The organism is Acidimicrobiia bacterium, assembly GCA_012959995.1.
GTDB lineage: Bacteria > Actinomycetota > Acidimicrobiia > Acidimicrobiales > MedAcidi-G1 > MedAcidi-G2B.
In genome coordinates, this window is record DUCC01000018.1 from 36,263 (window position 1) to 62,826 (window position 26,564).

Genomic DNA, 26,564 nt, shown 5'->3' on the forward strand with positions numbered 1-26,564 from the left:
GCCTTACTTCGTGGCTTCTCCAACTTTTCGTGCCCCCAAAGGCACCCGTGACATCATGTGGCCCGACGCCGCCCGCTGGCGAGCGTTAGGCCAAGTATTTGCCCAAACAGTAGAAGAAGCGGGCTACACCCAAGTCATCCCACCCATGTTCGAAAACATCGAAGTCTTCAAACGCCTCGGCGACGCCACCGACGTGGTCAGCAAAGAAATGTACGATTTTGAAGACAAAGGCGGCCGCCACATGGCCCTGCGCCCCGAACAAACCGCCTCCATCGTGCGAGCCTTCGTGGAACACCGGCCCCTCACCCCTTGGAAAGCCTGGTACAGCGGACCCAATTTTCGCTACGAACGAGCCCAAAAAGGCCGCTACCGCCAATTCGATCAAGTAGGAATCGAAGCCCTCGGCCCCGAAGACCCCCACCTTGACGTAGAAGTCATCGCCCTCGCCTGGCGCTTCTACCAGCGCTTAGGGCTCCGCCAAATCACCCTCATGCTCAACTCCTTAGGCAGCGGCGACGATCGAGAACGATTCATCGAAGCCCTCCAAGCCCACTTCGCCACCCACCAAAACGAACTCAGCGAAGCATCCCGCACCACCCTGGCCGTCAACCCGCTACGCGTGCTGGACTCCAAACGTGAACAAGACCAATCCATCATCAACAGCGCACCAAAAATGCTGGACTTCCTCTCACCAGAAGCCGTCGAACACTTTGAAAAAGTACAACAAGGCCTCAACGCTCTGGGCATCCCCTACACCCTGAACCCCCGCCTAGTACGGGGCTTGGACTACTACGTCCGCACCACCTTCGAATTCATCTCCGACGCCTTCGACGCCGCCCAAAACGCCGTCGGCGGGGGAGGACGCTACGACGGGCTCGCCGAAAGCCTCGGCGGCCCCGCCACCCCCGGCGTCGGATTCGCCCTCGGCGTAGACCGCACCCTGTTGGCCTGCGACGCCGAAGAAACCTTCCCCGGCCCCACCAACGTGGTCGACATCTTTGTAGTGGATACCACCGGGGGACAAGCCGCCCTGGCCCTCACCGCAGCCCTCCACCAAGAAGGCCACCGAGCCGACCGATCCTGGGACAACCGTTCCATGAAAGCCCAAATGAAAGCCGCCGACCGCAGCGGCGCCCAAATTGCTTTAATAATCGGTGAAGAAGAAGCAGCATCCGATACCGTCACCGTGCGTGACCTACGAGGTCAAAGCGGACAAACCACCGTTCCCCGCACCCAAGTAAACGAAACCCTCCGAAAGATGATGCGTTGACCACCAACTCTCAGCCCGACTACTCCACCTCCATGCGCACCGACCGGTGCGGCGACCTGCGTCTCGAAGACCAAGGCCGCACCGTCACCCTCTGCGGGTGGGTAGGCCGACGCCGCGAACACGGCGAACACCTAGCCTTTGTCGACCTACGTGACCGCAGCGGAATAGTCCAAGTAGTAGTTGACGGCGCTGCCGACCTGCGTTCCGAATACGTCATCCAAGTAGAAGGCACAGTACGCCAACGCCCCAACGACACCGCAAACGCCTCCCTAGCCACCGGCGACATAGAAATAGACGCCCAAAAAGTCACCGTGCTCTCCGCCGCCGAACCCCCACCTTTTCCTCTCGACGACCGCACCGACATTGACGAAACCCTGCGCCTGCGCCACCGCTACGTCGACCTACGTCGGGCCCGCATGCAACGTAACCTGGCCGTACGAGCCCAAGTCAACAGCGCCGTACGCACCGCCATGGAAGAACAAGGCTTCATCGAAGTCGAAACTCCCATGCTCATCGCCAGCACCCCCGAAGGCGCCCGCGACTTCGTGGTGCCCTCACGCAAAGAACCAGGCTCGTTCTACGCCCTACCCCAAAGCCCGCAACTCTTCAAACAACTCTGCATGATCGGCGGCGTCGACCGCTACTACCAAATCGCCCGCTGCCTCCGCGACGAAGACCTCCGCGCCGACCGCCAGTTTGAATTCATGCAACTCGACGCCGAAGCTAGTTTCGTAAACCAAGAAGACGTGCTGGCCTTCATCTCTCACACCGTGGCCTCAGCCACCGAAGCAGTAACCGGCCAACGCCCCGGAGAAATCCCACAAATCTCTTGGCTAGAGGCCCAAGAACGCTTCGGTAGCGACAAACCCGACACCCGCTTCGGCATGGAACTGGTAGAACTCACCGAAGTATTCGCCGGCACAGAATTCCGGGCCTTCCAAGCCGACTGCATTAAAGGCATCCGCATCCCCGGCGGAGCAGACCTGTCACGCAACCGTCTCGACGACCTGACCGAACAATGCAAACAATGGGGAGCCAAAGGCTTGGTTTGGATGCGCGTTGAAGCCGACGCTCTCAACTCACCAGTGGCCAAGTTCCTCACCGACAACGAACAAAGCGCTCTACGCCAAACCATGGAAGCCCAAGAAGGCGACCTGCTATTCTTGGTAGCCGACGAACGCCCCGCCGTGCGCCACATTCTGGGCTTGTTACGCATTGAAATGGGCCGCCCCCCAGTAACCGAAGGCGGGCTGAACTTTCTTTGGGTGGTGGACTTCCCCCTCTTCGAAGGCATCGACGAAGCCGGCAACCCCCAACCCGCACACCACCCCTTCACCATGCCCCACGAAGAAGACCTCGAACTCTTAGCCTCCGGCGACCTGCTCAACATACGCTCCCAGGCCTACGACCTCGTGCTCAACGGCTGGGAACTCGGCTCAGGCAGCGTGCGAATTCACCGCGGTGAAATCCAACAACAAATATTTTCTCTGCTAGGCATCAGCCCCGAAGAAGCCCAAGAAAAGTTCGGCTTCCTGCTCGACGCCTTCCGCTACGGCGCCCCACCCCACGCCGGGTTCGCCTTTGGCATGGACCGACTCATTGCCATTTTGGCCGGCGAAGAAAACATACGTGAAGTCATCGCCTACCCCAAAACACAATCAGGCGCCGATCCCTTGACCTCCGCCCCGAACCCCATCGACGACCGACACCTCGAAGAACTCGGCCTACGGGTTCTTCCCCCACGGCAATAAGGCACAGGTGGCCGAGGACCTCTTTAGCGCAGCGGCCACCGACCGACTGGCTCAACGCTCACCCCTGGCAGCCCGCCTCCGCCCCACCCGTCTTGACCAGGTAGTAGGCCAAGACCACCTGGTAGGCCCCGGAAGCCCCCTGCGTTGCCTCATCGAAGCCGACCAACTCTCCTCAGTAATCCTGTGGGGCCCACCGGGCACCGGAAAAACCAGCCTGGCCCGCCTCATCGCCCGAGTAACCACCAAAGAATTCGTTGAACTCTCTGCCGTCAACGCTTCGGTAAAAGACGTACGTCAAACGACCGCCGCCGCCCAAGCCCGGTTAGGTGAACGAGGAACCGGCACCATTTTGTTCCTCGACGAAGTACACCGCTTCAGCAAATCACAACAAGACGCCTTGCTGCCCTCCGTGGAATCCGGGCTCTTAGTGCTCATCGGCGCCACCACCGAAAACCCGTTTTTTGAAGTCAACCCACCGCTGCTTTCTCGATCTACCCTGTTTCGCCTAGAGCTTCTCACCCCAGAAGCGGTACGCACCCTGCTCGAACGCGGCCTACAAGCCGAAGAAACCACCGCCACCGACGAAGCCCTCGACTTGCTAGCCGACCGAGCCTCCGGCGATGGGCGCCACGCCCTAACCAGCCTCGAAGTGGCCTCCGCCCTGGCCCACGGGCGACAAAGCGAACAAATAGAACTCGTAGACGCCGAAGCAGCCTTAGGCACCAAAGCCCTGCGCTACGGCCGAGACGCCCACTACGACGTCATCAGCGCCTTCATAAAAAGCATCCGCGGTTCCGACGCCGACGCCGGCCTGTACTGGCTGGCTCGCATGCTCGAAGCCGGTGAAGACGCCCGATTTGTGGCCCGACGGTTAGTTATTTTGGCCAGCGAAGACGTAGGCATGGCCGACTCCAACGCCCTCACCGTGGCCATAGCCGCCGCCCGAGCCGTAGAATTCGTCGGCCTGCCAGAAGCCCAACTAAACTTGGCCCACGCAGTGGTGTACCTGGCCACGGCACCAAAATCCAATCGGATCACCTCAGCAATTTTTGCCGCCCGCAGCGATGCCCGCGCCGCCGGCACCGGCGAAGTACCCCTCCACCTAAGAGACGCCCATTACCAAGGGGCAGCCAGTTTGGGTCACGGCGACGGTTATCAATACCCCCACGATGATTCACGTGGTTGGGTAGAACAAAATTACCGCCCGCCCGAAGTAGCCGACCACACCTACTACGCTCCTTCTGACCACGGATTCGAAGAAGAAGTGGCCCGCCGCATGGCAAAAAACCAAACTCCACCAAAAGAGGAAAACTAATGAGACGACGAGCACTCTGGCTAATAATGGGTTGGGCCGCCGGGCTTTCTTCATCAGTGTGGGTGCAACGCCGACTGCGACGTGCCGTAGTCCGCTACACCCCAGAACACCTCCGCAACGACCTCACGGCCCGAGGCACCGACCTAGCCAACCGAGTACGCCGCTTCAGCAGCGAACTAAACGAAGCCTCTCAATCTAGCCGCCACGACCACCGAGCATCCAGCGCTAGCCAGCACCGCCCACGGTCTCGCCAATAACCATCAAAAGGGCAGCAACCAGAACGGTAGACTCACCCAGACATGGCCGAACAACTCCTCACCGCCCAAGCGGTACGACAAGCATTCACCGACTTCTTTACTGAACGCGGGCATTCGCCAGAACCCTCAGCGAGCCTCATCCCGCACGACCCGACCCTGCTCTTTACCGTGGCCGGCATGGTGCCCTTCAAGGCTTACCTGACCGGCGAACAACCCGCCCCTTGGCCCCGAGCAGTCACCGTACAAAAGTGCGTTCGCGCCGGCGGAAAACACAACGACCTCGACGAAATCGGACGCACCAGCCGACACCTAACCTTTTTTGAAATGATGGGGAACTTTAGTTTCGGCGACTACTTCAAATCTGAAGCCTGCGCCTACGCCTGGGAATTTGTCACCGGCACCCTCGGCCTTGACCCAGAACGCCTCTGGGTCACCGTGCACATCAGCGACGACGACGCCGCAGCAATTTGGGAACATGAAATCGGGGTACCACCCGAACGTATCCAACGCCTCGACGAAGACAACTATTGGCGTATGGCCGACACCGGCCCCTGCGGCCCCTGCTCAGAAATATTTTGGGACAAAGGCCCCCAACACGGCGACGGCGGCGGCCCGGCCCACGGCGACGAAGACCGTTTTATTGAAATCTGGAACCTGGTGTTCATGCAATTCGAACAATACGAAGATGGCTCCCAAACCCCGCTACCCGCACCCTCCATCGACACCGGGGCCGGCCTAGAACGCATCTTGTCGGTACTGCAAAACGTAGATTCCGTATGGGAAACCGACGAATTCGCTCGCCTGCTGGGCACCATCAGCCAACTCACCGGCAAAACACCCGGCACCGACCCGGCCACCGATGTTTCCATGCGCATTTTGGCCGACCACGCACGCTCCTCAACATTTTTGGTAAGCGACGGAGTGTTCCCCTCTAACGAAGACCGGGGCTACGTACTGCGCCGCATCGTCCGCCGCGCCGTTCGCCACGCCTGGCTACTCGGGGTAGAAGACCAAATAATGGGGCCTTTAGTAGACGCAGTCATGGAAGTAATGGGTGCCGACTACCCAGAAATTACTCAAAACCATGACTTTATTCGCGGTGTACTAGACCGAGAAGAAGAAGGTTTCCGCGAAACCCTGCGCTCCGGGTTAACTATTTTGGATACCGCCTTAGCGGAACTCACCGCAGGCCAGTCGCTCAGCGGCGAGGTCGCCTTCAAACTCCACGACACCTACGGGTTCCCCCTGGAGTTGACCGAAGAAATCACCGCCGAACGCTCTCTGGTTGTTGACCTTGACGGTTTCGCCACCGCCATGAACCAACAAAAAAAGCGAGCCAAAGCAGCCCGTAAAGAAACCGGAACCTCAGCCGCCGCCGGCGACCTGCGTGCGGTCATCGACGCCCATGGGGTCACCGAATTCTGCGGACGAGACGAAAACACGGTGACCGCTCAAGTGCTTTACGCCGACCACGGGTTGGTCGTCTTAGACCGCACCCCTTTCTATGCTGAATCTGGCGGGCAAATAGGCGACACCGGCACCCTGACCGGCCCCCAAGGGGCACTCACGGTAACCAACACCACCCTGGCCCTCGATGGGTTACATACCCACCAAGTAGAACAAGACGAACCAGCCTTGGCTCCTGGTGACCAAGTAGAAGCAGCCATAGACGTAAACCGGCGTTCAGACATTCGTCGCAACCACACCGCCACCCACCTTCTGCACTCCGCATTGCGGCGAGTCCTCGGCGACCACGTCAAACAACAAGGCTCCTCCGTGGGCCCCGACCGGTTACGTTTCGATTTCAGCCACTACGAAGCCCTCACTGCAGAAGAAACCACAGCCATCGAAGACCTTGTTAACACCGACGTGTTGAACAACCCCACCTGCAACAACTACGAAACCAGCAAAGAAGAAGCCGAAGCAGCAGGAGCCATAGCCTTCTTTGGCGACAAATACGGCGACCGGGTACGTGTGCTAGAAGCCGGCCCCCACTCCGTGGAGCTCTGCGGCGGAACCCACGTAAAGGCCCTCGGCGACATTGGGTCGTTCAAAATAGTGAGTGAAAGTTCTATCGGATCAAACATTCGCCGTATCGAAGCAATCACCGGTGCCGCCCCCATAGAACGCCTCCGCCAAGCCGAAACCACTCTGGCCCAAACCGCCGACCTGATCGGCGTACCGGTAGACGACCTGCTCGACGGCGTAGAAAAACGTTTAGCCGAACACAAAACCACTCGCCAACAACTCGCCCAAGCCCGCAGCCAGCTGGCCTTAGGCCGAGCCGACGAATTAGCCGCCACCGCCCAAGACGGCCTAGTGGTGAGCCAAGTAGATGGCATAGACCGTGACGGATTGCGTGACCTGGCGGTAGCAATCAGCACCCAAGATGGCGTGAACGCTGTGGTCCTCGGAACAGCCCCCGAAGGTGGGGGAGCAGCCCTAGTAGCGGTAGTCGCCCCCCAAAGCGGACTAGATGCCGGAGTGTTGGTAGCCGAAGCAGCAAAAACAATCGGTGGCGGAGGACGCCCCAATGCCGAAATGACGGTCATCGGCGGGCGCAACCCAGAAAACCTCCCCCAAGCCTTAGAACAAGCCCGGGCCGCTGCCCAGGCGAGCTAACCAACTGTGCGGGCCCTCGGCCTGGACCTCGGCTCCCGACGCATCGGGGTAGCGGTAAGCGACAGCGGCGGCCGCCTGGCTACGCCCATAGAAACTGTGCAACGCACCAACGATCGCCCCAGCGAACACCGTGCCTTGGCGGCACTGGTTGCTGAATGGGAAGTAGAAATAGTGGTAGTTGGTGTGCCCTACTCGCTTGACGGAAGCATCGGACCCATGGCGCTGCTTATGTTAAAAGAAGCAAAACAGTTGGGTGCCACCCTTGGGGTGCCGGTGGAGACCTACGATGAACGTCTGACCACCGTCACCGCTGAGCGCTCCATGCGGGAGCAAGGACTCAAAGGAAAAGCCGGCCGCCAAGTTGTTGACCAAATAGCGGCCGCAGTCATGCTGCAGGCTTGGCTAGATAGTCAACAAAACCAGGAGGAACGTTGAGCGAGGAAGAGCAACCCGAAAAAGGGTTAGAGGAAAACAGCGCACGTCGCTCGTCGTCCGACCTTGCTTCATCGGGACGTTCCTCGGCCAGCATCGGCGCCAACCTGGCCGCTGAACAGAGCCCTCCCCGACTCGACCCCACCACCCAGGAAGTAGCGGTGGTGCCCGAAGAAGAAGCAGTAGCCGAAGAAATCGTGTGGGACCCCTCAGTTTTTTCTGAAACTGAAGACGACTCAATCTTTAGCGGCCGAGCCGATACCAGCCCTGATGTGCGTTGGGTGCGCCACCGGCCACCCCTAGGCCCGCTCCCACGCTGGGGAATTGTGGCTTTCGTAGTCTTTTCTTCCCTCGGTTTCGCCTACCGAAAAGTCGACAACTGGGTCAACAGTTTGGTGTCCCCACAAGCGCTTCCCGGCGAAGAAATTGACTTCGTTATCGAACCCGGTTGGTCAGCCAACGAAGTAGCCGTCAACCTGGGCAGCGTCGACATAATCGACGATTCGGCCATGTTCCGCCAATGGATGCGCTGCCACCCCACCTTGGCTTGGTTTATTGACTGTCCGGCCGACGTGGAATACTCGTTTCAAGCCGGCGACTACGTACTACAAGAACACATGGGTTTCCAAGGGGTGGTTGACGCATTAAACGAAGGGCCAATACCGCCGGAAGTTATTCGGGTAACCATCCCCGAAGGTCTGACCATTAGCCAAACCATTACCCGACTCAAAGAACGCATGCCCACCTACAGCGAAGAGCAACTACAAGAAGCGTTCGTCAGCGACGTGGTGCGGTGGGAGCATTACCCCGAAGAGTTCAACCTGCCCTACTACGAAGGCATGTTCTTCCCCGACACCTACCAACTTGATGACGCCACCTTGACCAACGAGCTGAGCCTGGTTACCCGCATGCACAACCAGTTCCTCAACGTGGTGGCCGAACTGGACTTCGAAGCGCGGGCCGCCGAAGTCGGGCTCACCCCCTACGAGGCGCTGATAGTGGCTTCGCTTATTGAAGAAGAAGCCTTGCTCAACCTTGATCGAGGCAAAATTTCTCAAGTCATTCACAACCGTCTTGACCAAGGGTGGTCATTAGGGTTGGAATCCACCGTGCGTTACGCCGCCGGAAAAACCGCCGGACAAGACCTGGTAAGCGCCGACCTTTCCAGCGACTCCCCGTGGAACACCTGGATCGAACCCGGCCTCCCCATCACCCCAATTTCTGCCCCCGGACGCTCCTCGCTCGAAGCAGCAGTTAACCCAGAAGACGGGCCTTGGATGTTTTTTGTTCGCACCGACGAAAACGATGTGTTAGGAGCCCACACCTTCGCCGTCACCGGAGAAGAATTCGCGGCAGCCGTAGAAATATGCCGAGCCAAAGATTTGGGCTGTGGCTAACACCTTTACCGCAGCGGCCCAAGGGTTGCCCGACGAGACCACCCTGGCGGCCGTCATCGGAAGCCCTATTGCCCACTCGCTTTCGCCAACTTTGCTCAACGCCGCCTTCGCCGCTGCTGGCTTGACCTGGCATTACACCGCCGTTGAGGTGGCCCCCGGCGAAGCAGAACAAGCACTAAATGATATGCGCAGCACCGGTTTGGGCGGGCTCTCCGTCACCATGCCCCACAAAACCGCAGTAGCCAACGCAGTTGACCGGTGCACCGAAACCGCCACCCTGCTCAATGCAGTAAATTGTGTGGCCCCCCAAGGCCAAGAATTAGTAGGCCACAACACCGATGGCGAAGGCTTCCTGGGCGGCCTAGCCCACGACGCAAACTTCACCGTGGCCGGATGCCGAGCCGTGGTACTGGGGGCCGGAGGAGCGGCCCGCGCCGTAGTTTTGGCCCTCGCCCAAGCCGGAGCAAACTCCGTAACGGTCATCAACCGCACCGCAGAAAAAGCGCAAGAAACTGCGCAACTCGCTGGCCCGATTGGCCACACCGGAGACCACCAATCTCTGGCTACCGCCGATTTAATTGTGAACGCCACCTCAGTCGGCATGCACGGCGGCCCCCCAGGTATGCCCTGTGACCCCACGCTGCTCCACCCCGGGCAAGTAGCGATCGACTTGATCTACCACCCGTTGGTTACCCCCTGGATGGCGGCTCTAAAAAAACAAGACATCGAAGCCCACAACGGGGTCTCCATGCTGCTGTTCCAAGCGGCCCGAGCATTCAACCTGTGGACCAACCAGCCTGCCCCTATAGAGGCCATGGAAAACGCAGTAACCGCTGCTTTGGAAGCCCGCTCCCACACTGCTCAGTGACCGCCCAAACTGTATTTAACGATTTAGCGTGGCTGTGGCTTATCGGCTGGCTCGTGGCGCTGTCTCTAGTGGACCTGCGCCAACACCGGCTACCCACCTCCATGGTGAGCCGCTTGGCTGCCGGACTAGTAGCGCTCCACGTGGCGGTGGTCTTAATCGAAGACCGGCCCGCCCCATTATTTTGGGCGCTCCTGGGCATGGTCGGCTTTGCCGGCTTCTTGTATCTCATCCACCGGCGAGCCCCCGAAGGCCTCGGCGGTGGCGACGTGCGCCTCGCCGGGCCCCTAGGTTGGCAACTGGGTTGGGTCGCCGGGTCCGACATTTTTTTGGCGGTGGCCCTTACTCTCATAGTGGCCTGCGGAGGCGCCTTAATGCTTTTAGTGCTCCAACGCTCCGGCAAACGCTTCACCGGACCGGTCGCTTTTGGCCCCCCACTAGCCGCCGCCACACTATTAATTTCCGCGATCTGGAATTAATCCCCCGACCTAACCGGTGGTAGTCAGTAACCTAAGAACATGAACGCTCAACACCGCCCCCACCTGGCCCTCATCGGGTTAATGGGTGCCGGCAAATCAACGGTGGGTGCCGCCGTGGCGGCCCAAAGCAACCGTCGCCATATTGACCTCGACCGGTGGATACAAAACGACACCGGACGATCCATCGGCGTACTGTTTGCCGAAGGCGGAGAAGAATCTTTTCGCCAAGTCGAAACAGACACCTTGCAACGAGTGCTCCAAACCGAACAACCCTTAGTGCTGTCCACCGGGGGAGGGGTCTTAACCCGGGCAGAAAACCAGCAGATACTTAAAGAACGCACCCACGTGGTGTGGCTTCGTGCCACCCCAGAAACACTGGCTCAACGAGTAGGTGACGGCACCGGCCGCCCCCTTCTATCCCAAGGCGACCCTTTAACTATTTTGCAAGAACTCGAACGCCAACGCCGGCCGGACTACCAAGCCGCCGCCGAAGCAACCATCGACACCGATGACCGCACGCTAAAAGCCATAGTTGAAGAAATTATGGCCCTCAACCTCACCGGAGCAAGCCAATGATTCGCAGAGAAGTGCCCCTAAACAACGGCCGGGATTACCCAGTTTTGGTAGGGCCCGGAGCAGTAAACGAATTGGCTCAAGTAGTGCCAGACGCTGCGCAACGAGTAGCCATCATCACTCAAGAAGGCATCGGGGTGGCCGTAGACCCCGGCCGAGAACACCAAGTCTTTTTGGTGCCCGACGGCGAACAAGCCAAAACCTTAAGCAACGTAGAAAACCTTTGCCGCTCGCTGGCCCAATGGGGACTCACCCGACAAGACTGCATCGTCGGAGTAGGAGGCGGCGTGGTCACCGACCTCGCCGGATTCACCGCAGCGTCATACCATCGAGGAACCCCCGTGATACATGTAGCCACCACCCTGCTGGGCCAAATAGATGCCGCCATCGGCGGAAAAACCGGCGTCAACCTGCCCGAAGGAAAAAACTTGGTCGGAGCTTTTTGGCAACCCACCGCTGTGCTGTGCGACACCGCCACCTTGGCCACCCTGCCGGCCGCCGAAATGCGTAGCGGCTTCGGCGAAATGGCGAAATATCATTTCCTCGGCGGGCAAGACCTTGCCGGATTATCGTTCGATGAAAAAGTCGCCCGCTGCGGAGAAATAAAAGCCCAAGTAGTGGCCGAAGACGAACGAGAGTCTGGCCGCCGAGCCATATTGAATTACGGCCACACCCTGGGCCACGCCTTAGAAACCACCGGACAATACGGGTTACGCCACGGCGAAGCGGTGGCCATCGGCTTGATCTTTGCCGCCCACCTGGCGGCCTCACTGGGGCGCATAAATCAACAACGAGTAGCCGAGCATTACCAAACAGTCGCCAGTTACGACCTCCACGTTGATCTGCCAGCAGGCACCGACCATCAAGAACTGCTCGCAGTAATGGGACGCGACAAAAAAGCACTCAATGGTTTAACCTTCGCCCTCGACGGCCCCCAAGGGGTAGAAGTAGTGGCCGACATAAAACCACAAGATGTGCTCCAAACACTGAACCAAATGGAAGAAAAACGAGGAACCTCTCATGAGTGAACCAATTGTTTTGCTGCTCTCCGGCCCCAACCTCAACCTCTTGGGTCAACGCGACCCCGAGGTGTACGGCGCCGAAACACTCCAAGAGCATCAAGCCACCGCAGAAAAAGCCGCCGCCGCTCACGGCCTAACCCTCGAACACCAGCAGTCCAACCACGAAGGTGAACTGGTGGAAGCCATCCACGCCGCCCGAGGACGCTGCGCTGCCATTGTCATAAACCCCGGAGCGTTCACCCACTACGCCTGGGCCATCCACGATGCCCTGGCCACCTTTGAAGGCCCGGTCATTGAACTACATCTCTCTAACCCCGCGGCCCGTGAACCATGGCGCCACACCTCGGTAGTGGCCCCCGTGGCTTCAGGCACGGTCGCCGGTTTTGGCGCCTTGGGGTACCGCCTCGCGCTAGACGCAACCGCCGCGCTACTCAAACAGTGACCCCGGCTCCCCTTAATCTGGCCCCTCTTGAACTGGCCGGCCGCCTCGACCGCTTGCGCCCTCTCATAGACCAAGCATCTTGCTCGGCCTTACTGGTGACCAACCTGACCAACATCCGCTACCTCACCGGGTTCACCGGCTCAGCAGGAGTGCTTTGGGTAGAGGAAAAAGAGGCCTGGCTAATTACCGACGGACGGTACCGCAGCCAAGCCGCCGCAGAAGTTGCCGCCACCGACACACAAAGTGAAATAACCAGCGACGGCGGGAAAGAAAAACTCACCGAATTAGCTAAAAACCAAACCACAATCGGCCTTGAAGCAAACAACGTGACCTGGGCCGATCAACAAAACTATGTCAACTGGTTCGCCCCCACCGCCGTAACCCCCACCAGTGGCCTGGTAGAAGAACTCCGCAGCATCAAAGACCCCGGAGAAATCGACCGCATAGAAAACGCCGGCCACCTGGCCGACCAAGCACTGGCCGCCGTGACAGGCCTCATTACCCCCGGAACCACCGAAAAAGAAATCGCCCAAACCCTCGAAAAAGAAATGATGGTCAGAGGCGCCGACGGAACAGCCTTCACCACCCTGGTGGCCAGCGGACCCAACAGCGCCCGCCCCCACGCCCAACCCACCGACCGTCAACTCGAAGAAGGCGACCTAGTTATTTGCGACTTCGGAGCGCAAATCGACGGTTACCGCTCCGACATGACACGCTCATTCCGGGTCGGCGGCACCGGCCAAGGCCCCAAAGCCGACCTCCTACAAGCAGTGTTGCAAGCCCAACAAGCCGGCCTCAACGCAGTAGCCAACGGGGTGCCACTTAAAGACATAGACGCCGCCTGTCGCAACAGTTTGCAAAAATCCGGCCTCGGCGATGCCTTCATTCACGGCACCGGCCACGGCGTTGGCCTAGACATTCACGAAGCCCCCGCAGTGTCTTCACGCTCCACTGATAACCTGCGCACCGGTCAAGTTATTACCGTCGAACCCGGCGCCTACCTCGAAGAACTCGGAGGCGTGCGCTGGGAAGACACCCTGGTAGTAACCGACACCGGACACCGGGCGCTCACCAAAGCACCCAAAACACTCTGACGGAGAAACCATGGCCACCATCACCACCAACGATCTAAAAAACGGAATGAGCCTCAACCTCGAAGGCTCCCTCGTGCAAGTCGTGGACTTCCAACACGTCAAACCCGGCAAAGGCCACGCCTTCGTACGCACCACCCTGCGCAACGTGCGCACCGGGTCCGTCGTCGACCGCACCTTCCGAGCCGGCGAAAAAGTTGAACGAGCCATTATCGACAAGCGAACCATGCAGTTCCTTTACCGAGAAGGCGAAGACTACGTATTCATGGACACCTCAACCTACGACCAACTCACCGTCACCCCAGAAACCCTCGGCGACTCCACCAACTACCTGACCGATACCAGCAAACCACAACTCATGATGTACGGCGAAGAAGTAGTAGGAGTAGAACTTCCCGCAGCAGTCGAACTTACCATCGCCGAAACCGAACCAGGGCTACAAGGCGACCGGGTGTCTGGAGCTCGAAAACCAGCCACCCTAGAAACCGGACTGGTTATCCAAGTGCCGCTTTTTGTTGAACCAAACGAAAAAGTAAAAGTAGACACCCGCACCGGCGAATACCTCAGCCGGGTCTAAAGCATGCCTGATCGATCCGGGACCGGTGTTGGTTCACGACGCGAAGACCGAGAAACCGCCTTAGGGATTCTCTACGCCGCCGAACACGCCGAACACGACCTCATCACAGAGTTAGAAAACCAAGCCCTCACCCCCGAAGCATTCACCGAAGACCTCGTTCGAGGGGTCGCCCAATACCAAGACGAAATAGATGAACTCATCAACCAGTTCTCTCAAGGCTGGCACATCGACCGCATGCCCGCCGTCGACCGGTCGCTGCTCCGCATGGCGGTCTACGAAATCACTCACCGGCCCGACGTACCCACCCAAGCCATTCTCACCGAAGTAGTAGAACTGGCCAGCGACTACTCCACCGAAAAATCAAGCCGCTTCGTAAACGGAGTTATTTCAGGCATCGCCCAAGAAAAACGCCGCGAAAGCTAACAGTTGACGCGTTCAGTCGCCATTCTTGCTAGAGTTTGTTTTCGACCGTGAAGTGAGTTCAGAGAGGCTCACACGGACGAATGGAGCATCAAGTGGCAAAAAGAGAACGAGGACAAACGCCCCCCTTTGGGGGCGTTTTTGTTGCCCACGCACGAATATTGGGCGCCGAAGACATGGCCCGGGCAGTCCGCCGTATGGCCCACGAAATTATTGAACGCAACCACGGCCTCAGCGACGTCGTGCTCATCGGTTTACAAACCGGCGGAGTTTTCGTCACCGAACAACTGGCTGAAGCCCTCGCAGAAATCGACGGCCAACGCCCTGCCACCGGCACCCTCGACGTGGCACTCCACCGCGATGACATTGGGTTGCGCCCTGTGGTGCCCGAAGCAGTAACCGACATCACCATGAACCTCGACGGGAAAACAGTAGTACTGGTAGATGACGTATTGTTCACCGGCCGAACCATTCGCGCCGCCCTCGACGCCCTAGGCACCTTCGGCCGTCCCCAAGGAGTGCAACTCGCCGTCATGGTAGACCGCGGCCACCGCGAGCTACCGATACGCCCCGACTACGTCGGAAAAAACTTGCCCACCCGCCGCGACGAAGTAGTAGATGTGCACCAGCAAGGGGTCGACCTCGGGGCGGTAAAAAAATGAGCAACGCACTGGTAGACGGCAACTTGCTCGGCATCGAAGGCATGACCGCCACCGAGATCGAAGAAATACTCAACCTGACTGACATCTTCGCCGAAATCAGCCAGCGCCCTATTCCGAAAGTCCCGGCACTACGGGGTCAAACTATCGCCACCCTCTTTTTTGAAAACTCCACCCGAACCCGCCTTTCATTCGACACAGCAGCCCGCCGCTTATCGGCCGACACCATGACCTTCGGCGCAGGCTCATCCTCGCTAAGCAAAGGAGAAAGCCTGCGCGATACCGTCGAAGTCATCGAGGCCTACGGGGCCGACGCCCTCATCGTTCGCCACCCCATGGCCGGTACCGCCCAACGCATCGCCAACTGGACCGACGCCGTAGTAATAAACGCCGGCGATGGCTGCCACGAACACCCCACCCAAGCGCTGCTCGACGCCTATACCCTGCGCCAACACTGCGGGAACCTCAACGGACTGCGCATCGCCCTAGTAGGCGACATCGCCCACTCGCGGGTGGCTCGATCAAACGTGCTGGCCTTCACCGCCCTCGGAGCAAAAGTAACTCTGGTGGCCCCAGCCACACTGCTGCCCTCATCGCTAGCCGGGTGGCCAGTAGAAGTTTCGCACGACCTAAACGCCGTGCTTGAAGAAACCGATGTTTGCTACCTGCTTCGACTCCAACACGAACGCATTAGCGAAGGGCTCATCCCTTCCATTCGCGAATACGTAACCGATTTCGGCATGAATGAAAAACGAGCCAACCTGTTACCCAGCGAAGCAATAATATGCCACCCCGGCCCCACCAACCGCGGTGTAGAAATAGACGCAGTGGTAGCCGCCGACCCTCGAGCAGTCATCCTGGACCAAGTAGCCAACGGCGTATCGGTACGCATGGCCGTCCTCTTTTTGCTGCTCGGCGCAGGACGAGACCTTATTGAAAGCCCAACGGCAGAAGGAAACAAATGAGCACGGTAATTCACGGCGGGACCATCATCGACGCTTCCGGCCAACAACAAGCCGACGTGTTAATCGGCGACGACGGACGCATCGAAGCAGTAGCGCAAAACCTTTCCGGCGACCACCACCTTGACGCCAGCGGTTGCATCGTGTCACCCGGGTTCGTCGACCTCCACAGCCATCTTCGGGAACCAGGACAAGAAGTTGCCGAAACCATTGAAACCGGTGCCCGAGGTGGCGCCCTCGGCGGCTACACCGCTCTGGTCACCATGCCCAACACCACCCCAACCACCGACTGCGCTGCGGTAGTAGAACAAATACGTACCCTCGGAAAAAACGCTCTCTGCGAAATAGTGCCCACCGCCGCTATGACCATCGACCGCCTCGGACAAGAAATGGCACCCCTCGGCGAACTGGTCGACCTCGGCATAGGCATCTTCACCGACGACGGCACCGGCCTCCAAGACCCTCGACTAATGCGCCGCATCATGGAATACAGCACCGGGCTCAGCAAACGTCTGGGCCGACCGGTGATATTGGCCCAACACTGCGAAGTAGAAGCCCTCAGCAAAGGCGGCTACATGCACGAAGGAGAATGGTCAGCCAAACTGGGCATCGGCGGCCAGCCCGCCGAAGCCGAAGAACTCATGGTGGCCCGCGACATCGCCCTTATGCGCCTCACCGGAGCCCACATGCATTTTCAACACCTCTCCACAGCCGGCTCGGTAGAACTCGTACGAGCCGCCAAAGCAGAAGGGCTGCCGGTAACCGCCGAAGCAACCACCCACCACTTCAGCCTCACCGATGCGGCCTGCGCCACCTTCGACCCGGTGTTCAAAGTTCACCCCCCACTACGCACCGACTCAGACGTGACTGCCGTACGCCAAGGATTAGCCGACGGCACCATCGACGCCATCGCCACCGACCACGCCCCCCACACCGCACACGACAAAGAACACGCCTTCGACCTTGCCCCTCCCGGCATGTTGGGCCTAGAAACCGCATTTAGTGTGGCCCTCGAAGACTCTGGCCTCGACCTGCCAGATATTCTGGCCGTCATGTCCTGGCAACCTGCAATCATCGCCGGGCTCAACGACCACCAAGGAGTAAACGTGCAACCAGGGGCCGCCGCCAACCTTTGCGTCATCGACCCCGACGCAACATGGACTGTTTCGGGCCAAGCCATGGCCAGTCGCAGCGCCAACACCCCCTACGAAGGACGGACGCTACGCGGCCGAATACGCCACACCATCTGCGCCGGCGAAGCAGTAGTGGTAGACGGCGAGGCACAACGATGAGCATCCAACCAACCCCCGCGCGCCTCGTACTATCCGACGGAATGGTCTTCACCGGAGAAGCAATCGGCGTCACCCCCAGCAACGGAATAACCACCGGCGAAGTGGTTTTTAACACGGTGATGGCCGGCTACCAAGAAGTAATAACCGACCCCTCCTACGCCGGACAAATCATCACCTTCACCTACCCGCATATCGGGAACTACGGGGTAAATGATCACGATGCCGAAGGCACCCAACCTGCTTGTGCCGGAGTTTTCGTACGAGAACTCACCCGCCGCCACAGCAACTGGCGAGCCACCGGAAGCTTGCAAGACCTCCTCGAACAATACGCCTTAGCCGGTTTGGCAGGCCTCGACACTCGCCGCCTAACCCGCTACCTCCGCGACCACGGCGCCATGCCCGCCGCCTTCGGCACCGCAGACCTTGACGACCTCCGAACAGCGGTAGCCAACGCACCCTCCACCGACGGTTTGGACCTGGTCTCTACTGTGACCTGCGCTGAGCCTTACCAAGTGGCCTCCACCGGAGGCTCCCGCCGCTTGGTGGCCTACGACTTCGGCATAAAAACCACCATCTTGCGGCAACTCTCCGCCCTGGGCGACGTGCTGGTCGTACCGGCCAGCACCAGCGCTGAAGAAGTGTTGGCCCACGAACCCGACGGAGTGTTCCTTTCCAACGGCCCCGGTGACCCCGAACCCTTAATAGAAATTCGCCACAACATTGAAGCCCTACTCGGCGAAGTCCCCATCTTTGGCATCTGCTTAGGCCACCAACTACTGGCCGCCACCCTGGGCGCCGAAACCTACAAACTGCCCTTCGGCCACCACGGCGGAAACCACCCGGTAAAAAACTTAGCCACCGGTCAAGTAGAAATCACCAGCCAAAACCACAACTACTGCGTAGCCGACGGATCACTAAACAACGCCGAACTAACCCACATAAACCTCAACGACGAAACCGTAGAGGGCCTACGTTGCACAGACCTGCCCGCCTTCAGCGTGCAATACCACCCCGAAGCCGGCCCCGGCCCCCACGACAGCCGCTACCTCTTTAAGGATTTCGAAAAACTCATGGCCTCCGTAAACGGGAAAACTAACTAATGCCTCGCCGCAACGATATATCCAGCATCCTGATCATCGGGTCAGGGCCCATCGTGATCGGACAAGCCTGCGAGTTCGATTACTCCGGAACCCAAGCCTGCCAGGTGCTACGCCAAGAGGGCTACCGAGTAATTTTGGTGAACTCCAACCCAGCCACCATCATGACCGACCCCGGTTTCGCCGACGCCACCTACATAGAACCCCTGCGCCTCGACGTACTCACCCGCATAATTGAAAAAGAAAAACCCGACGCCCTACTGCCCACCATGGGCGGCCAAACAGCCCTCAACCTGGCCATGGAACTCGTGGAAGCCGGGGTATTAGAAGACAACAATGTGGAACTCATCGGGGCCCGAGCCGAAGCCATCGCCACCGCAGAAGACCGGCAACTCTTTAAAGAAGCCATGATCGAAATTGGCCTCCAAGTGCCGGACTCTGGAGTAGCACACAACATGGAACAAGCCGAAAAAGTAATTGGTGAAATCGGCCTCCCGGTAGTTATCCGCCCCGCCTACATTTTGGGAGGGAAAGGCACCGGCATCGCCGCCACCCCCGAAGAATTCACCAAAATGGCACAAAACGGCTTAGATGCCAGCCCCATAACCGAAATCTTGATCGAAAAATCCATCGCTGGATGGAAAGAATACGAGCTCGAAGTAATGCGTGACCACGCCGATAACTGCGTGGTGGTTTGCTCCATCGAAAACGTTGACCCCATGGGGGTCCACACCGGCGACTCCATCACCGTGGCCCCCGCCCAAACCCTTAGCGATGTCGAATATCAAGAAATGCGTGACGCCTCGTTCGCCTGCCTCCGCCGAGTAGGCGTCGAAACCGGCGGCTCAAACGTGCAGTTCGCCGTCAACCCCGCCAACGGGCAACAAGTAGTCATCGAAATGAACCCTCGAGTCAGCCGTTCGTCGGCGCTGGCCTCAAAAGCAACCGGTTTTCCCATCGCCAAAATAGCGGCCCGCCTCGCCGTCGGTTACACCCTGGACGAAATACCCAACGACATCACCAAAAAAACACCAGCGGCCTTTGAACCATCCATCGACTATGTAGTAACCAAAATCCCCCGCTGGGCCTTCGAAAAATTCCCCGGGACCTCCGGCGTACTCGGAACAGCCATGCAATCAGTAGGGGAGGCCATGGCCATCGGACGAACCTTCCCCGAGTCACTACAAAAAGGCTTACGTTCGCTAGAAAACGGACGCTTGGGACTCAACGCTGACCCCGCTGAAGAAGCCTTAAACGACCTCGACGACAATGCACTACGGGCCGCAGCAAAAATCGCTACCCCGGGGCGAATTTTTCAACTGGAAGCTTTGCTACGGCGGGGCTACACCGTGGACCAAGTAAACGCCGACACCGCCGTAGACCCGTGGTTCCTCGACCAAATGTTGGCCATCACCGAAGAGCGTGCCCACCTGGAAACCCGCACCGCCCACGACCTCAGCGCCCCAGACTGGAAACGAGCCAAACAACTCGGCTTTTCTGACGCCCAACTGGCCTACCTCTGGAAAGACGACGAACTAACCGTACGAGCAGCCCGCCAAGCGGCTGGGGTGCACCCCACTTTTAAGACCGTAGACACCTGCGCCGCCGAATTCGCCGCCGACACCCCCTACCACTACTCAGCGTGGGAAGACGAAGACGAAGTGCGCCCCGCCGATCGCCCCAAAGTTATGATTTTAGGCTCTGGACCAAACCGCATCGGCCAAGGCATCGAGTTTGATTACTGCTGCGTCCACGCCAGCTACGCCCTCGGCGAAGCCGGTTACGAAACCATCATGGTGAACTGCAACCCCGAAACGGTGTCCACCGATTACGACACCAGCGACCGGTTGTATTTTGAGCCACTGACCTTCGAAGACGTGACCAACATTATTGAAGCCGAACAACCCGTCGGCATCATCGTGTCTCTCGGCGGCCAAACCCCGCTAAAACTGGCCGGAGAACTTCCTCAGGAACTCATCGCCGGCACCAGCCCACGCTCCATCGATCTAGCCGAAGACCGGGAACTCTGGAACGCTCTATGCGAAGAACTGGAAATACCCCAACCTCCCGGAGGCACAGCCGTTGACTTAGCCGGGGCACAAAAGATCGCCGACCAAGTGGGCTTCCCAGTCTTAGTACGACCTTCCTATGTTTTAGGTGGCCGAGCCATGGAAATCGTTTACGACCACCACCAACTCGAACGAGCCATGGACCAACTCTTAGCCTTCGGCAGTTTGGGCATCGAAGGTGGACTATCCGCAGAACGCCCAGTTCTGGTGGACCGGTTCTTAGAAGAAGCCACCGAAGTAGACGTGGACGCCATACGCGACAACACCGGGGCAGCCATAATCGGTGCCGTCATGGAACACGTGGAAGAAGCGGGAATACACAGCGGAGACAGCGCTTGCGTAATCCCACCGCCATACCTTTCTGACTCGGTAATCCAGCGCATTGAAAAAACCACCTTGCGTATCGCCGAAGCACTCGAAGTCTGTGGCCTCATCAACGTGCAGTTCGCCGTAAAAGGCGAAGAAATCTACGTGATCGAAGCCAACCCGCGGGCCTCTCGAACCGTGCCCTTCGTAGCCAAAGCCACCGGGGTGCCACTTGCCAAAGTAGCCAGCCGAGTCATGATGGGCGCCACCCTGGCCGAACTTCGTACCGAAGGACTCTTGGTGGACCGAATTGTCGGCGACCATATTTCAGTCAAAGAAGCCGTGCTGCCCTTTAACCGATTCCCCGAAGCCGACCCGGTTCTGGGACCCGAAATGCGTTCCACCGGAGAAGTCATGGGCATCGACCTCACCACCGGTTTAGCGTTCGCCAAATCGCAGATCGCCGCCGGGGGAGCGATGCCCGAAGAAGGCACCGTGTTCATGTCGCTGGCCGACCGAGACAAAGCCACCGGCTTAGAAGCAGCCCGCGGCCTGGTTGCTTTAGGGCTCGCCATCGTGGCCACCAAAGGCACCGCGGTATACCTTGAAGAACATGGAGTACCGGTAGCCGAAGTGGTAGCCAAACTCCACGAAGAAGGCACCGACGCCGTAGAACTCATTCGCTCAGGAGCAATCCAACTGGTGGTCAACAGCCCCCACGGACGCGGCCCCCGAGCCGACGGCGACCACATTCGTGGAGCAGCCGGCGCCCAAGGCATACCCCTGCTGACCACCGCTTCGGCCGCCGTGGCCGCCGCCCGAGGCCTCCACGACTGGCAGACCTACCCCCTAGCGGTACGCACCCTGCAGGAATACCACCAAGGCATAACTAAAGACCAAGCACTCGCAGGACCGGACAACGCATCGGCATGACGGTAAACCTCGCTACTCGCCTCGGCTCAGTGGAGTTACCCAACCCGGTAATGACCGCCTCGGGTACCGCCGGACACAGCACCGAACTGGCGCGCCACCTGGACTTGGCGAGCCTTGGCGCCGTGGTCACCAAATCGCTGCACGTCAACCCATGGGCCGGAAACCCAGCCCCCCGAGTGCACGCCACCGCCTCCGGCATGATCAACAGCGTGGGGCTTCAAGGCCCCGGGGTGCAAGCCTGGCTCGACCAAGAACTTCCCGCCCTAGAAGCCACCGGCGCCCGAGTAGTGGCCAGCATTTGGGGGCGCACCGTAGAAGAATTCACCCAAGCAGCCCAAGCACTGGCCTCCGCCCCTCCAAGCGTGGTGGCGGTCGAGGTGAACGCTTCTTGTCCGAACCTAGAAGACCGCACCAACCTTTTTGCCCACTCCACCGAAGCCACCAGCGCCGTAGTGGCCGCCGCCGTAGCAGCCACCGGACGCCCCTGCTGGGCCAAACTCAGCCCCAATACCCCCCTGCTGCCCGACGTGGCCGACGCAGCAGCCCAAGCCGGCGCCCAAGCAGTCACCGTGGCCAACACACTGCTGGGTATGGCTATCGACCCCGAAACTCGACGACCCCGATTAGGAGCAGGACGAGGGGGGTTGTCTGGCCCCGCCATACGCCCCATCGCCGTGCGAGCGGTCTACGACACTTTTGCCGCCCATCCCGACCTGCCTATAATCGGCGTCGGAGGTATCGCCACCGGGGAAGACGCCGTGGAGTTCCTTTTAGCCGGAGCCTCCGCCGTTCAAGTAGGGACCGCTACCTTTGCCAACCCCCGAGCCACCCAAAACGTTTTAAACGAACTCACCAAATGGTGTACCGCCCACAACGTCAACCATCTCAGCGAACTAATCGGAGCAGCCCATGACTGAAGAAGCACTCGACGACCTCGACCAAGGCGAAGTTCCCGCCGAAATACGCGCTCGTTTGGCTCTGGCCCTCGACATTGATGACGTGGTAGCAGCCCGACGCATGGCCAACGATCTCGACGAATTTTTTGGCACCATAAAAATTGGTTTAGAGCTTTACACCGCCGCCGGACCCGATGTGTTAGCAGGCTTTGTCACCAACGGCTGGGACGTTTTTGCCGACCTCAAATTGCACGACATTCCCACCACGGTAGAGCGAGCAGCCCGGGTAGTGGGGTCGCTCGGTGCGCGCTGGCTCACCGTGCATACCGCCGGAGGCGAAGCGATGCTCCGGGCCGCCGTAGAAGGTTTAGCAGCCGGATCAGCCGGGCTAGAAGGACCACCACCCGGTGTATTAGGGGTCACCGTGCTAACCAGTGACGAACTCAACGACCCGAACCTCTTAACCGAACGCACGGCACTGGCCGCCGCTACTGGCTGCGCCGGAATAATTTGCGCCGCCCCTGACTTGCCCCTGACCGCCCCCTGGGCTGAACAACTCACCCGGGTGGTTCCCGGTACCCGTTTACCAGGGGCCGACACCCATGACCAAACACGAGTCACCGACCCGCGCACAGCGCTAAACAACGGAGCCGACCTCTTAGTTATCGGGCGAGGGGTCACGGCAACCCCAGAACCCATCTTGGCGGCCGCAGAATTAGTAGGCCATCTTTTGGGGTGATTTCACCCGCCGGCCTTTTGGGACGCTAAAGTCCGTGCCATGGCAGGACTTCCTCAACTAACCGACGAACAACGACGAGCCGCTTTGGCCAAAGCCACCGAAGCTCGCCAAGCACGAGCCGAAATAAAAGAGCTTCTCAAAATGGGTTCGCTTACCTTTCCTGAACTGCTCGACCGGGCCGACAACGACCCGATCCTGGCCAAAATGAAAGTCAAAGCGGTGCTGCAGTCTTTACCTAAATTAGGAAAAGTGAAAGCTAAGCGCACCATGGAAGAAGTAGGGATCAGCGAAAGCCGTCGCTTACGAGGCTTAGGCAAACAACAACGAGCCGACCTGCTTGCTCGTTTTTCTTAACTGCGATGGCTGAGTCGGTGAAGGCTCCGTTGCTGGTTGTTCTCTCGGGGCCAGGAGGCGTCGGCAAAGGAACGCTAGCCACCGCACTTATCGCCGCCGACCCAAAGCTGACGCTCAGCCGTTCTTGGGCCACCCGGCCTCGCCGTAAAGATGACGTAGCGGACGCCTACGTGTTCGTTTCTGAACAAGACTTTTTGGCACACCGCAACCAGCAAGGCTTTCTGGAGTGGAACAAGTTTTTAGACCACTACTACGGAACCCCCGTGCCCGACCCGACGGCAAAACAAGATTTGTTGCTGGAAATCGATGTGGCCGGGGGGCGACAAGTGCTGGACCATCAACCCGACGCGCTCATGATTTTTGTTGAAGCGCCCAGCGAAGCAGAACAACGCCGCCGCTTATTGTCTCGGGGCGACGACCCTACTCAAGCAGCAAAACGCATTGCCGAAGGAAAACGAGAGACCCAAGAAGCAAAAGATTTGGGATACTCCTTCATCACCAATGACCATTTAGCGCAAACGGTGACAGAAGTTAAAGGATTGATTAACGAAAAACGCGGCTAGAAGCAGGCCGAGAAGGGAGGGAACGATTGCCCTTTCTGGTACCGTTTACCCTCGTTCATGGTGCAAAACTGCACCAACCATCAACGCACACTGAGGTATTCTTGTGAAGGGCCACGACACCCTAGTTAACCCTGAAATTGAAGGGCTTTTAGAGCGAGCAGACTCTAAATTTAAGTTGGTAGTGCTGAGCTCAAAACGAGCCCGTCAAATCAACGCTTACTTTGGTCAACTGGGTGAAGGTTTGGGTTCTACCATTCCTCCTCAAATTACCTCCACGGCCCGCAAGCCTCTCTCCATAGCTTTTGAAGAAATGGATGCCAACAAAATCATTTCGGTAGACGTGGTAGAAGAAGAAGAGCCCAGCGAAGAAGAACTGCTGGCCATCGCCGCTATGGAAGCAGAAGCAGCCGAAGAAGACGGCGAAGAAACTGCCGACCAAGACGGCGACCAGAGCGCCTAAAACTGGGCGACCGATGGGAACACTCGACGGTCGCCGCATCGTCCTTGGGGTCACCGGGGGCATAGCCGCTTACAAAGCGGTAGAAGTATGCCGCCGCCTCGTGGACGCCGGGGCGCACGTATCGCCCATCTTGACCAACGCAGCACAACGCTTCATTGGCAAAACCACCTTCGATGCCCTGGCATCAGAAAAAGCACAAACCTCGCTTTGGGATGAAGAAAGCCCGATCCCGCACACCTTGCTGGGACAAAACGCAGACCTGATCGTGGTTTGCCCGGCTACCGCTCGGTTGCTGGCCGATTACCGTATGGGTCGCTCGGCCGACCTCTTGACGGCCACCTTGTTGGCCACCCGAGCCCCCGTGATGGTTTGCCCGGCCATGCACACCGAAATGTGGGAACAGCCAGCAGTGCAAGAAAACGTAGCCATCTTGGCCCAACGCGGCGTAGAAATCGTCGCCCCCGAAAAAGGCCGACTAGCCGGAGGCGACAGCGGCGAAGGACGGCTGGCTGACCCAGTAAACATTTTGGCGACCGTTGAACGCTTGTTGGGGGCACAAGCACCACAAAAAGATTTAGACGGATTACAGATTTTAGTAACCGCCGGCGGCACCCGCGAACCCATTTGCCCAGTGCGCTACTTGGGGAACCGATCCTCCGGAAAACAAGGCCACGCCATAGCAGCCCAAGCAGCGGCCCGAGGCGCCCAAGTGATTTGTGTTACCACCGAAGCCGACCAAGCACCCCAGCACCCACAAATAACCGTGCAAGCAGTGGACACGGCCGCCCAAATGGCGTCAGCCGTTTTTGAAGCCGCACCACAAAGCGATGTCGTGGTTATGGCCGCCGCCGTAGCGGACTTCACCCCGGTGGCGGTAGCCGAACAAAAAATAAAAAAGAGCACCGGAACCCCAGAAATTCTTCTCCAACCCACGGTAGACATATTGGCCACCTTGGGCGCCCAGCGATCCCCCAGCCAAGTACTGGTGGGTTTCGCCGCAGAAACAAGCGACCTAGTTGAAAACGCCGCCAAAAAACTTGCCGCCAAAGGCGTAGACCTGATGGTGGCCAACGATGTGGCCGCCGACCAAGTGGGGTTTGGCCACGACACCAATGCTGTAGTAATTTTAAGTGACGCCGAAAACAGCGAAGAAGTACCCTTGGCCAGCAAAACAGAAATCGCCAACGCAGTACTTGATGCGGCCCTAAAGACTCTTCACCAAAATTCAAAAAATTAAGAGGACACCATGAACAAAAAATGGACGTTCACTTCGGAGTCCGTCTCCGAAGGGCACCCCGACAAAATGGCCGACCAAATTTCGGACACCATTTTGGATGCCATGTTGCAAGAAGACGCCGAAAGCCGAGTGGCCTGCGAAACCCTCATCACCACCGGGCTAGTGGTAATCGCCGGCGAAGTCACCTGCGACGGATACGTAGACATCCCTCGCCTCGTACGCGACACCATCAAAGAAATCGGTTACGACCGTGAAGACTTCGGCTTCGACGGCGAAACCTGCGGCGTCATGGTCACCCTGGACGCTCAATCGCCCGACATTGCTCAAGGAATTGACAAATCTGAAGAAACCCGTACCGGAAGCACCCAAACCGACTTAGACAGCCAAGGGGCCGGCGACCAAGGAATGATGTTCGGGTACGCCTGCGATGAAACCGACGTGCTGATGCCCCTGCCCATCCAACTAGCCCACCGCATGGCTGAAA

Annotated in this window: 26 protein-coding genes and 1 pseudogene (1 of these 27 cut by a window edge); all 27 read left to right on the forward strand. The window is 58.8% G+C overall.

The annotated features are described in order from the left end of the window. The first annotated feature begins 10 nt into the window (after positions 1 to 10). Positions 11 to 1,270, forward strand: coding sequence for a histidine--tRNA ligase (locus EYQ49_05405; GenBank protein HIG25313.1), 1,260 nt, complete (start codon positions 11 to 13; stop codon positions 1,268 to 1,270). A 32-nt stretch (positions 1,271 to 1,302) separates the two neighbouring features. Beyond that, complete coding sequence (gene aspS / locus EYQ49_05410) at positions 1,303 to 3,021, forward strand: aspartate--tRNA ligase (GenBank protein HIG25314.1); 1,719 nt, start codon at positions 1,303 to 1,305, stop codon at positions 3,019 to 3,021. A gap of 7 nt (positions 3,022 to 3,028) precedes the next feature. Then, positions 3,029 to 4,336 (forward strand): replication-associated recombination protein A, encoded by a 1,308-nt coding sequence (locus tag EYQ49_05415; protein ID HIG25315.1) that lies wholly within the window; start codon positions 3,029 to 3,031, stop codon positions 4,334 to 4,336. After that, a complete protein-coding gene (locus EYQ49_05420) occupies positions 4,336 to 4,593 on the forward strand; it encodes a hypothetical protein (protein HIG25316.1) in 258 nt (85 codons plus the stop codon). The genes EYQ49_05415 and EYQ49_05420 overlap by 1 nt, the downstream gene beginning before the upstream one ends. Before the next feature lie 42 nt (positions 4,594 to 4,635). After that, positions 4,636 to 7,215, forward strand: a complete 2,580-nt coding sequence (gene alaS / locus EYQ49_05425) for an alanine--tRNA ligase (protein ID HIG25317.1) — start codon at positions 4,636 to 4,638, stop codon at positions 7,213 to 7,215. 6 nt (positions 7,216 to 7,221) lie between these two features. After that, entirely contained in the window at positions 7,222 to 7,650 is a 429-nt protein-coding gene (gene ruvX / locus EYQ49_05430; protein HIG25318.1) for a Holliday junction resolvase RuvX, read from the forward strand. Further along, positions 7,647 to 9,044, forward strand: coding sequence for an endolytic transglycosylase MltG (mltG, locus tag EYQ49_05435; protein ID HIG25319.1), 1,398 nt, complete (start codon positions 7,647 to 7,649; stop codon positions 9,042 to 9,044). The genes ruvX and mltG overlap by 4 nt, the downstream gene beginning before the upstream one ends. After that, positions 9,028 to 9,912: a shikimate dehydrogenase gene (aroE, locus tag EYQ49_05440; GenBank protein HIG25320.1), complete on the forward strand. Its 885-nt coding sequence runs from the start codon at positions 9,028 to 9,030 to the stop codon at positions 9,910 to 9,912. The genes mltG and aroE overlap by 17 nt, the downstream gene beginning before the upstream one ends. Next, entirely contained in the window at positions 9,819 to 10,388 is a 570-nt protein-coding gene (locus tag EYQ49_05445) for a prepilin peptidase (protein HIG25321.1), read from the forward strand. The genes aroE and EYQ49_05445 overlap by 94 nt, the downstream gene beginning before the upstream one ends. Positions 10,389 to 10,427: 39 nt before the next feature. Then, complete coding sequence (locus EYQ49_05450; GenBank protein ID HIG25322.1) at positions 10,428 to 10,964, forward strand: shikimate kinase; 537 nt, start codon at positions 10,428 to 10,430, stop codon at positions 10,962 to 10,964. 11 nt (positions 10,965 to 10,975) lie between these two features. Then, positions 10,976 to 11,989 carry a 3-dehydroquinate synthase gene (locus EYQ49_05455; protein ID HIG25323.1) on the forward strand — a complete coding sequence of 338 codons (1,014 nt, stop codon included), beginning with the start codon at positions 10,976 to 10,978 and terminating at the stop codon, positions 11,987 to 11,989. Further along, the gene (gene aroQ / locus EYQ49_05460) at positions 11,982 to 12,425 is read left to right on the forward strand and encodes a type II 3-dehydroquinate dehydratase (GenBank protein HIG25324.1); all 444 of its coding nucleotides are present in this window, start codon (positions 11,982 to 11,984) and stop codon (positions 12,423 to 12,425) included. The genes EYQ49_05455 and aroQ overlap by 8 nt, the downstream gene beginning before the upstream one ends. After that, entirely contained in the window at positions 12,314 to 13,519 is a 1,206-nt protein-coding gene (locus EYQ49_05465) for an aminopeptidase P family protein (GenBank protein HIG25325.1), read from the forward strand. The genes aroQ and EYQ49_05465 overlap by 112 nt, the downstream gene beginning before the upstream one ends. A gap of 10 nt (positions 13,520 to 13,529) precedes the next feature. Continuing rightward, positions 13,530 to 14,093: an elongation factor P gene (efp, locus tag EYQ49_05470; GenBank protein ID HIG25326.1), complete on the forward strand. Its 564-nt coding sequence runs from the start codon at positions 13,530 to 13,532 to the stop codon at positions 14,091 to 14,093. 3 nt (positions 14,094 to 14,096) lie between these two features. Further along, the gene (gene nusB / locus EYQ49_05475; protein ID HIG25327.1) at positions 14,097 to 14,516 is read left to right on the forward strand and encodes a transcription antitermination factor NusB; all 420 of its coding nucleotides are present in this window, start codon (positions 14,097 to 14,099) and stop codon (positions 14,514 to 14,516) included. An 80-nt stretch (positions 14,517 to 14,596) separates the two neighbouring features. Continuing rightward, positions 14,597 to 15,175: a bifunctional pyr operon transcriptional regulator/uracil phosphoribosyltransferase PyrR gene (pyrR, locus tag EYQ49_05480; protein HIG25328.1), complete on the forward strand. Its 579-nt coding sequence runs from the start codon at positions 14,597 to 14,599 to the stop codon at positions 15,173 to 15,175. Further along, the gene (locus tag EYQ49_05485) at positions 15,172 to 16,137 is read left to right on the forward strand and encodes an aspartate carbamoyltransferase catalytic subunit (GenBank protein ID HIG25329.1); all 966 of its coding nucleotides are present in this window, start codon (positions 15,172 to 15,174) and stop codon (positions 16,135 to 16,137) included. Before pyrR ends, EYQ49_05485 begins: the two co-directional genes overlap by 4 nt. After that, complete coding sequence (locus tag EYQ49_05490; protein HIG25330.1) at positions 16,134 to 17,426, forward strand: dihydroorotase; 1,293 nt, start codon at positions 16,134 to 16,136, stop codon at positions 17,424 to 17,426. Before EYQ49_05485 ends, EYQ49_05490 begins: the two co-directional genes overlap by 4 nt. Continuing rightward, a complete protein-coding gene (gene carA, locus EYQ49_05495; GenBank protein HIG25331.1) occupies positions 17,423 to 18,526 on the forward strand; it encodes a glutamine-hydrolyzing carbamoyl-phosphate synthase small subunit in 1,104 nt (367 codons plus the stop codon). Before EYQ49_05490 ends, carA begins: the two co-directional genes overlap by 4 nt. Next, a complete protein-coding gene (gene carB, locus EYQ49_05500; protein ID HIG25332.1) occupies positions 18,526 to 21,831 on the forward strand; it encodes a carbamoyl-phosphate synthase large subunit in 3,306 nt (1,101 codons plus the stop codon). Before carA ends, carB begins: the two co-directional genes overlap by 1 nt. After that, positions 21,828 to 22,748, forward strand: a complete 921-nt coding sequence (locus EYQ49_05505) for a dihydroorotate dehydrogenase (protein HIG25333.1) — start codon at positions 21,828 to 21,830, stop codon at positions 22,746 to 22,748. Before carB ends, EYQ49_05505 begins: the two co-directional genes overlap by 4 nt. After that, complete coding sequence (gene pyrF, locus EYQ49_05510) at positions 22,741 to 23,466, forward strand: orotidine-5'-phosphate decarboxylase (GenBank protein HIG25334.1); 726 nt, start codon at positions 22,741 to 22,743, stop codon at positions 23,464 to 23,466. Before EYQ49_05505 ends, pyrF begins: the two co-directional genes overlap by 8 nt. 39 nt (positions 23,467 to 23,505) lie before the next feature. Then, positions 23,506 to 23,820: an integration host factor gene (locus EYQ49_05515; protein ID HIG25335.1), complete on the forward strand. Its 315-nt coding sequence runs from the start codon at positions 23,506 to 23,508 to the stop codon at positions 23,818 to 23,820. Positions 23,821 to 23,825: 5 nt separating this feature from the next. Beyond that, positions 23,826 to 24,383 (forward strand): guanylate kinase, encoded by a 558-nt coding sequence (locus EYQ49_05520; GenBank protein HIG25336.1) that lies wholly within the window; start codon positions 23,826 to 23,828, stop codon positions 24,381 to 24,383. A gap of 103 nt (positions 24,384 to 24,486) precedes the next feature. Next, entirely contained in the window at positions 24,487 to 24,843 is a 357-nt protein-coding gene (gene rpoZ / locus EYQ49_05525; protein ID HIG25337.1) for a DNA-directed RNA polymerase subunit omega, read from the forward strand. 13 nt (positions 24,844 to 24,856) lie between these two features. Beyond that, a complete protein-coding gene (gene coaBC, locus EYQ49_05530) occupies positions 24,857 to 26,080 on the forward strand; it encodes a bifunctional phosphopantothenoylcysteine decarboxylase/phosphopantothenate--cysteine ligase CoaBC (GenBank protein HIG25338.1) in 1,224 nt (407 codons plus the stop codon). Between the two features lie 9 nt (positions 26,081 to 26,089). Further along, positions 26,090 to 26,564, forward strand: a pseudogene (locus EYQ49_05535) (methionine adenosyltransferase); it runs 714 nt beyond the window's last position.